Source organism: Phytohabitans rumicis, assembly GCF_011764445.1.
Taxonomy (GTDB): Bacteria; Actinomycetota; Actinomycetes; order Mycobacteriales; family Micromonosporaceae; genus Phytohabitans; species Phytohabitans rumicis.
The window spans coordinates 5,883,988-5,895,444 of the sequence record NZ_BLPG01000001.1; the positions used below are offsets into that span (position 1 = coordinate 5,883,988).

Below are 11,457 nucleotides of genomic sequence, written 5' to 3' on the forward strand. Positions count from 1 at the left end.
ATACCCCTCTGGCACAGTCGGGTCCCATGAACACCGTCGAGTTCTGGAGCCTCATCGCAGAGGCTGGCAACCGACCGGCCGGCGTGGTCGCCGATCTCGCCAGCCGTGAGCCCGCCGACATCGTGGCCTTCGACCGGCACCTGCGGCGGGTCCTGGCCGCCTCGCAGAGCGTCGACCTGTTCGGCGCCGCCTACCTCGTCAACGGCGGCTGCTCCCACGAGGGTTTCGACGCCTTCCGGGGCTGGCTGATGGCCCAGGGGCGGGAGGCGTTCGCCCGGGCGGTCGGCGACCCTGACTCGCTGGCCGACCTCCCGGCGGTGCGGCGGGCGGCGGTCACCGGCGAGGAGCTGGAAAGCCCGGCCATGCTGCGGGCCGCGGCGGAGGCCCACCTCAAGGTCACCGGCACCGACCTGCCAGCCGGTCCGGAGGCCACACCAAGGGCCCTGCCAGATGGCTCGCTGGGCTCGCTTCGGCCCAGGCTGACGGCAGACTCCGGGCTTGACGCTCCGCGCCAAGCCTCGGACTCCGCCGTCACCTGGGCCAACACCGACGACTTCTGGGACTTCGACGACGAGGAGCAGGTGGCGCAGCGGCTGCCGCGCCTGGCCGCGCTCTTCAACCAGGCACCGGACTGAGGTAGGGGCGAGGCGTGCGAGCATAGAAGGCCAGCAGACGCCCGAACTCAGAACGGACCCCTGTGCCACCGATGAGCGCGAACAGCCCGGGTTCGACCGACCCCGGCCGCATCCGTAATTTCTGCATCATCGCCCACATCGACCACGGCAAGTCGACGCTGGCCGACCGGATGCTGCAGCTCACCGGCGTGGTTGACGCCCGACAGATGCGCGACCAGTACCTCGACCGCATGGACATCGAGCGCGAGCGCGGCATCACGATCAAGAGTCAGGCCGTGCGCATGCCGTGGACCGTCCGGGAGGGCGACCAGCAGGGCGAGCACGCCGTGCTCAACATGATCGACACCCCGGGGCACGTCGACTTCACGTACGAGGTGTCCCGGAGCCTGGCTGCCTGTGAGGGGGCGGTCCTGCTCGTCGACGCCGCCCAGGGGATCGAGGCGCAGACGCTGGCCAACCTCTACCTGGCGCTGGAGAACGACCTGCACGTCATCCCGGTGCTCAACAAGATCGACCTGCCGGCCGCCCAGCCCGACAAGTACGCCGAGGAGCTGGCACACCTCATCGGCTGCCGGCCGGAGGACTGCCTGCGGGTGTCCGGCAAGACCGGCGACGGGGTGCCGCACCTGCTGGACGAGATCGTGCGGCAGTTCACGCCGCCGACGGGCGACGCCGCCGCGCCGGCCCGCGCGATGATCTTCGACTCGGTGTACGACGTGTACCGCGGCGTGGTGACCTACGTCCGGGTGATCGACGGCCGGATCGAGGCCCGCGAGCGGATCAAGATGATGTCCACCGGGGCGGTGCACGAGCTGCTGGAGCTGGGTGTCATCGCGCCGGAGATGGAGAAGGCGCAGGCGCTCGGGGTCGGCGAGGTGGGCTATCTGATCACCGGCGTGAAGGACGTCCGCCAGTCCCGGGTCGGCGACACCGTCACGATCAACTCCCGCCCGGCCAAGGAGGCGCTCGGCGGCTACAAGGACCCGAAGCCGATGGTCTACTCGGGGCTCTACCCGATCGACGGCTCGGACTACCCCGACTTTCGCGACGCCCTGGACCGCTTGAAGCTCAACGACGCCGCGCTCCACTACGAGCCGGAGTCCAGCGCGGCGCTCGGCTTCGGGTTCCGCTGCGGCTTCCTCGGCCTGCTCCACCTGGAGATCATCCGGGAGCGCCTGGAGCGCGAGTTCAACCTCGACCTGATCTCCACCGCGCCCAACGTGGTGTACCGCGTGCTCATGGAGGACGGCACCGAGGTCGTCGTCACCAACCCCAGCGAATACCCGACCGGCAAGATCGCCGAGGTCTACGAGCCGGTCGTCCGGGCCACCGTGCTGACCCCCAACGACTACGTGGGTGCGGTGATGGAGCTGTGCCAGGGCCGCCGCGGCACCCTGCGCGGCATGGACTACCTGTCCGCCGACCGGGTCGAGCTGCGCTACACGCTGCCCCTCGCCGAGATCATTTACGACTTCTTCGACCAGCTCAAGAGCCGTACCAAGGGGTACGCGAGCCTGGACTACGAGCCCAGCGGCGAGCAGATGGCCGAGCTGGTCAAGGTCGACATCCTGTTGCACGGCGAGGCGGTCGACGCGTTCAGCGCGATCGTGCACAAGGACAAGGCGTACAACTACGGCGTCACGATCGCGGCCAAGCTGCGCAGCCTGATCCCGCGCCAGCAGTTCGAGGTGCCGATCCAGGCCGCGATCGGCAACCGGGTGATCGCCCGCGAGACGATCCGGGCGATCCGCAAGGACGTGCTGGCCAAGTGCTACGGCGGCGACATCACCCGAAAGCGCAAGCTGCTGGAAAAGCAGAAGGAAGGCAAGAAGCGGATGAAGATGGTGGGCCGCGTCGAGGTGCCCCAGGAGGCGTTCATCGCGGCCCTGTCCACCTCGGACGGTGGAGAGGGCAAGGCGGGCAAGAAGTAATGTTCTGCCCCCGTTGCGGCCAGAAGCTGGAGGCCGCGCCACCGACCGTGTGCGGCGCGTGCGGCTACGCCCTCTTCGTCAACCCGCGCCCCACCGGGAGCCTGATCGTGCACGAGAGCGGCCGCTTCCTGGCGCTCAAGCGGGCCGCGGAGCCGCAGGCGGGGCTGTGGGAGACGCCGGGCGGCTTCTGCGACGGGTGGGAAGATCCCGCGGCCGCCGCCGTGCGCGAGGGCCGCGAGGAGCTCGGCGTCGAGGTCACCCTCGGTGACTTCGTCGGCATGTATGTCGGGAGCTACGACTACCAGGGCGAGCGGTTGCCCGTACTCGATTGCTTTTTCCTGGCGACGCTGGACGGCGCGGACGTGACGCTCGACCCCAGCGAGTCGTCCGACATGGCCTGGTTCGACCTGGACAAGCCGCCGTCTTTGGCCTTCGAAACGATGGATGCGGCGGTCCGCGACGCCGCGCGGCGTTTGGGCGTTTGACCGCTCGGGTACTCACGGTGCCATGACCGCTACCGGCATCATCTCGGCACTCATCATCGGGTTGATCATCGGTGCCCTGGGGCGGCTGGTCGTGCCCGGCCGCCAGAGCATCCCGATCTGGCTGACCATGCTCATCGGCGTGGGCGCGGCGCTGCTCGGCACCGTGATCGCACGGGCCGCGGGCGTGGCGGACACGTCCGGCCTGGACTGGACCGAAATCTTCGTCCAGGTCGTCCTCGCGGCAATCGGCGTCGCCCTGACGGTCGGTGTCATCGGCCGCCGCGGTGTCTCCCGCTACTAACCCCCCTCCCATCGATCATGGGGTGTGCGGCATGCCACGTCGTTGTGGCCGCCGCACACCCCATGATCATTTGGCCGAGTGAGGGGGGCTCACCTCAGCCAGGGAATGCGGCGGTCGAGCAGGCCGCGAACCTTCAGCTCGCGCCGCAGGGGAATCTCGTCGTCCACGTAGCCGTCCCAGTTGACGCCCCAGTAGTTGGCCGTGTGCGTACCCTCGCCGCACAACTGGCGCTGCACCGGCGTCCGGCCCGCCCACCACGGGCCGTCCTTGTCGATGTGCAGCTCGTCCAGCGGCCGGATCCACCGGTACGTGTATCCGATGAACAGGATCTTCCGGGTGACCGTCGACAGGTTGGTGGAGCGGGAGTGCCACTGGCGGCGGTCGAAGATGAACGCGTCGCCCGGGTTCGCCGTGATCTCCAGCGTGCCCTCGGGGTCCGGGTTGTGCACGGTCAGGTCCGACGGGCGGGCCAGCGAGTTCTGCAGGTGGCTGCCCGGGATCACCTTCGTGGCGCCCCGGCCGGTCTCCGACATGTCGGAGAGCACGTACGCCACCTTGAGCGAGAACATCGGCCGCGGCAGGTCGGGGTCCAGGGTCTCCGGGTCCGAGTTCTGCCGGTAGCCGTCCTGGTGCCACCCCCAGTACGGCTTCTCCGGCTCCTTCGCCGGCGGGGTCACGTCGAGGTGGTTGTGGTGCGAGTAGATGTTCCAGCCGGCCAGCCCCCACATGTACGGGAAGACGGTCGGGTGGGTGAGCAACTCGCCGAAGAGTTCGTCGCGCTCCAGGAACCCGAGCAGGTGCAGCGTCTCGCCCGGGGTGCCCTCCTCCGCGTACACGCGGTCGACGGCCGCCTCCAGCGCGGCACGGTGTTCCTCGGTCAGCACGTTCCGCAGGAGCAGGAAGCCCTGGTCGTGGAATTCCTTGCGGTCGACGTCGCCGATCGGCTCGTAGCCGGTCCGGTCCCCGTAGTCGAACACCGCCCCACCTTCCTTTAGCAAAGCTTTAGTGGGGTGAGCGTAGCTCTCGTTGGAAAGGGCTCCGGCCGTCATTTTGAAGGACTTATGAAAGACCTGGCAAGGACCTACGAGGAGAGATCAACATGCTGCTGACCGTGACAAATGCCTGCCGGTAGCGGCGCATTCAGGGTGACAAGTCCGATTTCGCGGCCGCTGTGTTTTAGATGACGCAACCTTTTGGGTCGCCATTCCCGTCAGGGCGCGGAAAAGACCTCGGCGACGACCTGCCCGCCGTTGACGGTGCCGCCTATCTTGGCCCACGAACCGGCACTCGCCGTCCATTCGAGCTCACCAAACCGCACCCGCTTGACGCCGTGGTCGGTGGCGTGCGAGACCAGCCAGTGCGCGTACCGCCAGCCCGCCTTGGCGCTGGCCGCCGGCACGGCCAGGCCGGTCAGCTCGGTCGGCGACGTGGTCTCCAGCCGGCCCCAGTCCAGCCGCATGCCGGTCACCAGGGCCTCGGCGGCGGCCGGACCGCGCATCGCCGGCTCGCCGTCCACCGTGCACGCCACCGCGCCGGTCGCGTTGCCGAGCAGCGCGTTGGTCAGCACCGCCGACTCGTCCGCCCACTTCTGGTACGCCTCGGGGTAGGCCGACCGCTGCACGCGCTGCGCGGCCTCGGTGACCCGCAGGCGCTCCCAGCCGCGCACCTTCTTCAGCGCGGCGTAGAACTTGGTCGCCGCGTACCGCGGGTCGCCGATCTGCTTCGCCGTGCCCCACCCCTGGCTGGGCCGCTGCTGGAAGAGGCCGACCGAGTCGCGGTCACCGCCGGAGAGGTTTTCCAACTTGGACTCTTGCAGCGCGGTCGCGAGCGCCACCACGACCGCGCGCTCGGGCATGCCGCGCTGCACGCCGATCGCGGCGATGGTGGCCGCGTGCGCCATCTGCTCGGCGTTGAGGCTCACCTCACCGTCGGCCTGCACGACGCAGGCCCGGCTGCTGGGCCGGGGCAGCTTCAGGTCGGGGGCGAAGTCGCGGTTGCCGACGTACAGCCCAATTGCCGCCACCAGGACTAGCCCGATGGCGGCCACCGCCCCTGCCCGAATACGCACCGTCACCCCCACATGAGTCGTGCGTCCAGGGTACGACCCGGATCAGAAGCCGACCGTACCCGTGGCCGGTTTGGCGCGGAAGGGGGATTTAAGCGCCTCCAGACCCCTGCGGGACCCACCACGGGTCACGCTTTTCGCGGAACGCTTGGACACCCTCCCGCCCCTCTTCGGACAGGAAATAGTCCACCGAAAGGGCAGATAGTTCCGAGAGATCTTCACGTACGGTAGCGGCCGACCGGCGGTGCAGGATGCCCTTCGTGCCGGCCAGCGCCCGTGGTGCGCCCCGGACCAGCGCGGCGCAGTAGGCGGCCACCGTGGCGTCCAGAGAGGCGGCCGGTGACGCCGCCGTCACCAGGCCGATCTGCGCGGCCCGCCGCCCGTCGAAGACGTCCCCGGTCAGGAAGAGCTCCGCCGCGGCCCGCGGTTGCAGCCGCGGCAGCACGGTAGCGGAGATGACCGCGGGCACCACGCCGAGCCGCACCTCGGTGAACGCGAACGTGGCGTCCTCCGTGCAGATGGCGATGTCCGCGGCCGCGATCAGGCCCAGGCCGCCCGCCCGCGCCGGCCCGCCGACACGCGCCACCACCGGCTTGGGAAACTCCCAGAGCCTCGCGAACACGTCGCCGAGCATCGCGGCCGGAACTGTGCCGGATGGCTCGCTCCGCTCGCTTTGCCCGGAGGCGTACGCCGCGGCGGTCTCCTTCAGGTCGGCGCCCGAGCAGAACACCGGCCCGGTGTGCGAGAGCACCACCACCCGCACCTCGTCGTCCGACTCGGCCGCGGCGAGGGCGGCCAGGAGCTGCGTCATCAGCGGCGTGGACAGCGCGTTGCGGTTGTGCGGGCTGTCCAGCGTGAGCGTCGCCACGCCCTGCCCGGTCTCGACGCGTACCAGCGCATCGCCCTCAGAAGTCATGCGGGCAGACTAGTCACATGCCCAGTGCGCTTCCCGATGGCGACGCCGTGCCCCGCGACGGCGCGCTGCCGCCTGGGACCCAGTTGGGCGGGCACGGCTTCGGCGTGTACGTCCACGTGCCGTTCTGCGCCAGCCGGTGCGGGTACTGCGACTTCAACACGTACACGGCGGCGGAACTGGGTGGCGGCGCGAGCCGGGACGCGTACGCCGGCACGGTGCTCGCTGAGCTGGCCCTGGCGGCCACCGTGGTGGCGCCGCCCCGGGTCGACACGGTCTTCGTCGGCGGCGGCACGCCGACCCTGCTCGACCCCGATGACCTGGCCCGCATCCTGGACGCGATCGACCGCACCTGGGGGCTGGCCGCCGGCGCCGAGGTCACCACCGAGGCCAACCCCGAGTCGGTGACGCCGGCGTCGCTGCAGCGGCTGCGCAAGGCGGGGTTCACCCGGGTCTCCCTGGGTATGCAGTCGACCGCCCCTGGCGTACTCCAGATTCTGGATAGGCGGCACACCGCGGGCCGGGCGCCGGCCGCGGCGCTGGAGGCCCGCGAGGCCGGTTTCGACCATGTCAACCTCGACCTGATCTATGGCACGCCGGGGGAGTCGGCGGACGACTTCGCCGCGTCGCTGGACGCGGCCGTGCGGGCGGGCGTGGACCACGTCAGCGCCTACGCCTTGATCGTGGAGGAGGGCACCCGGCTCGCCGCGCGGATGCGGCGCGGCGAGCTGCCGTACCCCTCGGACGACGTCGCCGCGGACCGGTACCTGGCCGCGGAGGCGGCGCTCGACGCGGCCGGCTTCTCCTGGTACGAGGTGTCCAACTGGGCCACGAGCGAGGGCGCCCGGTGCCGGCACAACCTGCTCTACTGGGCCGGCGGCGACTGGTGGGGCCTCGGTCCGGGGGCGCACAGCCACGTCGGCGGCGTGCGGTGGTGGAACGTCAAGCACCCGTCGGCGTACGCGGGCCGGCTGGCCGAGGGGGCCTCGCCCGGCCACGGGCGGGAGGTCCTGTCGGCGGCCGACCGGCGGATGGAGGACGTGATGCTGCGGCTGCGGCTGGCGTCGGGGCTGCCGCTGTCGGCGCTCGACGGCGCGGGGCGTGCGGCCGCGGCCCGCGCGGTGGGCGACGGGCTGCTGGTGGAGCGGGCCGGGAGCGTCGTGTTGACGCTCCGCGGCCGCTTGCTGGCCGACGCGGTGGTGCGCGACCTTACTTGATGATGGAGACGCTCATCGGGTAGTTGTACAGCTGGCCGTCGTTGGCCTTCACGCCGCCGATGATGCCGAAGACGATCGCGATGATCATCGCGGCGGGCGCGAGGATGAAGCCGATCAGCGCGCAGACCAGGATCCAGCACACCACCGTGATGATCGACCACAGCAGCTGGAAGTTGAGCGCGGCGATGGCGTGCGCGCGGACGGTCGGCGACTGGTTGCCCTTGGCCAGGAGTGCGACGAGCGGTCCGACCCAGCCCAGCGTGCCACCGCCGACGAACGCGCCGGCCGCGCCGCCGAAGTGGGCGACCAGGGCCCAGGTCTTCTCCTCATTGTTGGCGTAGCCCGCCGGGGCGGGGCCGCCGTAGTACCCGCCGGGCGGACCCTGTGGCGGGTAGCCGGGCGGCGGATATCCCCGCCGGGCGGTGGTGGGTAGCCGCCGCCAGCCGGCGGTGGGTAACCCGTGCCGGGTGGCGGGGGCGGCGGTGTATCCGCCGGTGGCGGAGCGTAGCCGGGAGAGGGTGCCTCGCCCGGCATCGAGTAGGACGCTGGAGGTGGTGGCGGAGAGGTCGGATCCGGGGGCGTCGCCCCGGGGTCGCTCTCTCCGGGAGGGCGAGGTGGTTCTGTCATGCAGGCCACGGTAGGACTACCGATCAATCCGCGCTACACAACACACTCATTGAGTTGCCTAAAGTGATCATCGCGAGCGTACGGGGATGCGACGTAGACTGGCACTCGCTACAGTCGAGTGCCAAAAGGGGGTGAGTCATGAGTCTGGACGACCGCAAGCTCGACGTCCTACGCGCGATCGTCGAGGACTACGTGGCCACCCAGGAGCCGGTCGGCAGCAAGGCGCTGGTCGAGCGGCATCAATTGGGCGTCTCCCCGGCCACCGTGCGCAACGACATGGCGGTGCTGGAGGAGGAGGGCTACATCCGGCAGCCGCACACCAGCGCCGGCCGGGTACCGACCGACCGCGGCTACCGGCTCTTCGTCGACCGGCTGTCCCGGGTCAAGCCGCTGAGCCCGGCCGAGCGCCGCGCGATCGAGCGCTTCCTGGCCGGCGCCCTCGACCTGGACGACGTGGTGCACCGCACGGTCCGGCTGCTCGCGCAGCTGACCCGGCAGGTCGCGGTGGTGCAGTACCCGAGCCTGGCCCGCTCGTCCGTGCGCCACCTGGAGCTGGTGCCGATCTCCACGACCCGGCTCATGCTCGTGATGATCGCCGACAGCGGGCGGGTCGAGCAGCGGCTGGTCGAGCTGCCCGGTCCGGTGCACGTCGACTCGGTCACCGACCTGCGCCGGCGGGTCAACGAAAAGCTGGTCGGCAAGCGCCTGTCGGACACCCCGCCGCTGGTGCAGGCGCTGGTCGACGAGGTTTCCCCGGACGACCGCAACACCATGGTCACCCTCGCCACGGTGTTGCTGGAGACGCTCGTCGAGCGGCACGAGGAGCGGATCGCGCTCGCTGGCCGTGCCAATCTGACGCGTGGCGGGTTACTTGACTTTCAGGGCTCGTTGCAGCCCATCCTGGAGGCGCTTGAGGAGGAGGTCATCCTGCTCAAGCTGCTCGGCGAGGTCGACGCGACCACGCTGCGCGTGCGCATCGGAGACGAAAACGAGATCGACAACCTGCGGTCCACCTCGGTGGTCAGTACCGGTTATGGGCCGGGTATGACAATCATGGGTGGCCTCGGCGTCCTCGGGCCGACGAGGATGGACTACCCCGGCACCATCGCCACGGTGCGCGCCGTGGCACGCTACGTAGGCGACCTGTTGGGAAATACCTAGCCCGGGACAGCGCGAGAACATGAGGACACGGAACGCAGTGGCCAAGGACTACTACGGGATTCTCGGTGTGAACCGGGACGCATCCGACGACGAGATCAAACGCGCATACCGGAAACTGGCTCGCCAGTATCACCCGGACGTCAACCCGGATCCGGATGCGCACGAGAAGTTCAAGGACATCAACGCCGCGTACGAGGTGCTGTCCGACGACCAGAAGCGGCAGATCGTCGACCTCGGCGGCGACCCACTCGCGCCCGGCGGCGGCGGTCCGGGCGGTGGTCCCGGCGCGGGTCCGTTCGTCGGATTCCAGGACATTATGGACGCGTTCTTCGGCACCGCGGCGGGCACGCGCGGGCCGCGGTCGCGCACCCGGCCGGGCGCCGACGCGATCTTGCGGCTGGAGCTCGACCTGGTCGAGACCGCGTTCGGCGTCGAGGCCCCGATCACCGTCGACACCGCCGTCCTGTGCACCACGTGCTCCGGCGCGGGCACCGCGGCCGGCACCCACCTGGCCACCTGCGAGGCGTGCGGCGGGCGCGGCGAGGTGCAGTCGGTGCAGCGCACGTTCCTGGGCCAGGTGGTCTCGTCCCGCCCGTGCACGGTCTGCCAGGGGTACGGCACGGTCATCCCGCACGCGTGCGCGACCTGCGGCGGCGACGGCCGGGTCCGCACCCGCCGGTCACTGACCGTCAAGATCCCGGCGGGCGTCGAAGACGGCATGCGCATCCGGCTGGCCCAGCAGGGCGAGGTCGGGCCGGGCGGCGGCACCGCCGGCGACCTGTACGTCGAGATCCACGAACGGCCGCACGACGTCTACTCGCGCAAGGGCGACGACCTGCACTGCCGGGTCACCGTCCCGATGACGGCCGCCGCGCTCGGCACCCGGCTGACCATCAAGACGCTCGACAGCGAGGAGCAGCTCGACGTCAAGGCCGGCACCCAGCCCGGCGCGACGTTGCGGCTGCGCGCCCGGGGCGTACCGCACCTGCGTGGCACCGGCCGCGGCGACCTCTTCGTCCACCTGGACGTAAGAACCCCCACCAAACTAGACCCCGACCAAGAGCGCATCCTGAGAGACTTCGCCAAAACAAGAGGCGAGGAAGTAGCCGAGTTAACCAAACAAGGCGGCTTCTTCAGTCGCATGCGCGACGCCTTCAACGGCCACGCGTGAGCGCGCCGCTCTCCCCCTGTCTCTCCCCGTTGATCAGGGAACGGCTCTGGCGTGTTGCGGCGTGGCAGGGGAGCGGCTCCCTGATCACCGGGATCTTGTGAGCGCGCGCGGCGGCGTGGCGCCGTTTTGTCAGCGGCGCCGCGAACCAGAGCCCACCGCGGACCCGGTCGCCGCTGGGAAAACGGTGCCTACGGGCGCCGCCGCGCGCGCTCACAAGAAGGCGCTGTGAGCGCGCCGCTCTTCCTCGTTGACGCGCTGCCCAGCGGGGACACCGCCACGCTGGGCGGGGCGGAGGGGCATCACGCGGCCACCGTCCAGCGGCTGCGGGTCGGGGAGGATCTGGTCCTCGCCGACGGGCGCGGGGGCACGGCCACCGCCGTGGTCACCGCCGCCGGCCGCGGCAGCCTCGACCTGCGCATCATCTCCCGGGGGTACGCCGAGGCGCCCGACCCGCGACTGGTCGTGATCCAGGGCATCGCCAAGGGTGATCGGGGCGAGCTGGCCGTACAGGCGATGACCGAGGTGGGTGTCGACGAGATCGTGCCCTGGGCGGCGGTCCGCTCGGTGGTGCAGTGGAAAGGCGAGCGGGGCACCCGCGCCCACGACAAGTGGGTGGCGACCGCCCGCGAGGCGGCCAAGCAGGCCCGCCGCCCCTGGCTGCCGACCGTGGCGCCGCCGGTGTCGACCCGCGAAGCGACCGTGCGGGCCACCCTGGTCCTGCACGAGGAGGCGGAGACCCGGCTGTCGACTGTGGACCTCCCGGCCGCTGGCGAGATCGCGCTCGTGGTCGGCCCCGAGGGCGGCATCGCCCCGGAGGAGTTGGCCGCCTTCGAGTCGGCCGGCGCAAGCTTGGTCCGCCTGGGCGAGCAGGTCCTCCGCACCTCCACGGCCGGCGTGGCGGCCCTTTCGGTGCTATCCGCGCGGCTGGGACGGTGGTAGGGCCGCGTTGAT

Annotated in this window: 12 protein-coding genes; 8 read left to right on the plus strand and 4 right to left on the minus strand. The window is 70.6% G+C overall.

Annotated features, from left to right (window positions below):
• The first annotated feature begins 26 nt into the window (after positions 1–26).
• From Prum_RS26775 to Prum_RS26790, 4 genes are all read left to right on the plus strand, one after another.
• Positions 27–635: a DUF4240 domain-containing protein gene (locus tag Prum_RS26775; RefSeq protein ID WP_173078996.1), complete on the plus strand. Its 609-nt coding sequence runs from the start codon at positions 27–29 to the stop codon at positions 633–635.
• A gap of 71 nt (positions 636–706) precedes the next feature.
• The gene (gene lepA / locus Prum_RS26780) at positions 707–2,566 is read left to right on the plus strand and encodes a translation elongation factor 4 (protein WP_173078997.1); all 1,860 of its coding nucleotides are present in this window, start codon (positions 707–709) and stop codon (positions 2,564–2,566) included.
• Positions 2,566–3,051 carry an NUDIX hydrolase gene (locus Prum_RS26785; protein WP_173078998.1) on the plus strand — a complete coding sequence of 162 codons (486 nt, stop codon included), beginning with the start codon at positions 2,566–2,568 and terminating at the stop codon, positions 3,049–3,051. Before lepA ends, Prum_RS26785 begins: the two co-directional genes overlap by 1 nt.
• Positions 3,052–3,073: 22 nt before the next feature.
• Positions 3,074–3,352, plus strand: a complete 279-nt coding sequence (locus Prum_RS26790; RefSeq protein WP_173078999.1) for a GlsB/YeaQ/YmgE family stress response membrane protein — start codon at positions 3,074–3,076, stop codon at positions 3,350–3,352.
• Positions 3,353–3,441: 89 nt separating this feature from the next.
• Here the strand turns inward: Prum_RS26790 and Prum_RS26795 are convergent, their stop codons facing one another.
• From Prum_RS26795 to Prum_RS26805, 3 genes are all read right to left on the minus strand, one after another.
• Entirely contained in the window at positions 3,442–4,329 is an 888-nt protein-coding gene (locus Prum_RS26795) for a phytanoyl-CoA dioxygenase family protein (protein ID WP_246278113.1), read from the minus strand.
• A 233-nt stretch (positions 4,330–4,562) separates the two neighbouring features.
• Positions 4,563–5,426 carry a hypothetical protein gene (locus Prum_RS26800; RefSeq protein ID WP_173079001.1) on the minus strand — a complete coding sequence of 288 codons (864 nt, stop codon included), beginning with the start codon at positions 5,424–5,426 and terminating at the stop codon, positions 4,563–4,565.
• Between the two features lie 82 nt (positions 5,427–5,508).
• Positions 5,509–6,333: an enoyl-CoA hydratase-related protein gene (locus Prum_RS26805; RefSeq protein WP_173079002.1), complete on the minus strand. Its 825-nt coding sequence runs from the start codon at positions 6,331–6,333 to the stop codon at positions 5,509–5,511.
• 17 nt (positions 6,334–6,350) lie between these two features.
• Between Prum_RS26805 and hemW the strand changes: the two genes are divergently transcribed.
• Entirely contained in the window at positions 6,351–7,547 is a 1,197-nt protein-coding gene (hemW, locus tag Prum_RS26810; RefSeq protein WP_173079003.1) for a radical SAM family heme chaperone HemW, read from the plus strand.
• On the opposite strand, the gene Prum_RS54560 is transcribed toward hemW, so the two are convergent.
• Positions 7,540–8,178, minus strand: coding sequence for a DUF4870 domain-containing protein (locus Prum_RS54560; protein ID WP_308785439.1), 639 nt, complete (start codon positions 8,176–8,178; stop codon positions 7,540–7,542). The two genes, hemW and Prum_RS54560, sit on opposite strands and share 8 nt — an antisense overlap.
• A gap of 134 nt (positions 8,179–8,312) precedes the next feature.
• On the opposite strand from Prum_RS54560, the gene hrcA reads away from it, so the two are divergent.
• The 3 genes from hrcA (at position 8,313) to Prum_RS26830 (ending at position 11,445) form a co-directional block, all read left to right on the plus strand.
• Entirely contained in the window at positions 8,313–9,335 is a 1,023-nt protein-coding gene (hrcA, locus tag Prum_RS26820; RefSeq protein ID WP_173079004.1) for a heat-inducible transcriptional repressor HrcA, read from the plus strand.
• A gap of 37 nt (positions 9,336–9,372) precedes the next feature.
• Complete coding sequence (gene dnaJ / locus Prum_RS26825; protein ID WP_173084183.1) at positions 9,373–10,506, plus strand: molecular chaperone DnaJ; 1,134 nt, start codon at positions 9,373–9,375, stop codon at positions 10,504–10,506.
• 225 nt (positions 10,507–10,731) lie between these two features.
• On the plus strand, positions 10,732–11,445 hold the full coding sequence (locus tag Prum_RS26830; RefSeq protein ID WP_173079005.1) for a 16S rRNA (uracil(1498)-N(3))-methyltransferase: 714 nt from the start codon (positions 10,732–10,734) through the stop codon (positions 11,443–11,445).
• Positions 11,446–11,457 lie beyond the last annotated feature (12 nt).

Coding starts and splice junctions, on each gene's coding strand:
- Prum_RS26775 (WP_173078996.1), top strand. CDS start 27: ATGAACACCGTCGAGTTCTGGAGCCTCATCGCAGAGGCTGGCAACCGA.
- lepA (WP_173078997.1), top strand. CDS start 707: ATGAGCGCGAACAGCCCGGGTTCGACCGACCCCGGCCGCATCCGTAAT.
- Prum_RS26785 (WP_173078998.1), top strand. CDS start 2,566: ATGTTCTGCCCCCGTTGCGGCCAGAAGCTGGAGGCCGCGCCACCGACC.
- Prum_RS26790 (WP_173078999.1), top strand. CDS start 3,074: ATGACCGCTACCGGCATCATCTCGGCACTCATCATCGGGTTGATCATC.
- Prum_RS26805 (WP_173079002.1), bottom strand. CDS start 6,333: ATGACTTCTGAGGGCGATGCGCTGGTACGCGTCGAGACCGGGCAGGGC.
- hemW (WP_173079003.1), top strand. CDS start 6,351: ATGCCCAGTGCGCTTCCCGATGGCGACGCCGTGCCCCGCGACGGCGCG.
- hrcA (WP_173079004.1), top strand. CDS start 8,313: ATGAGTCTGGACGACCGCAAGCTCGACGTCCTACGCGCGATCGTCGAG.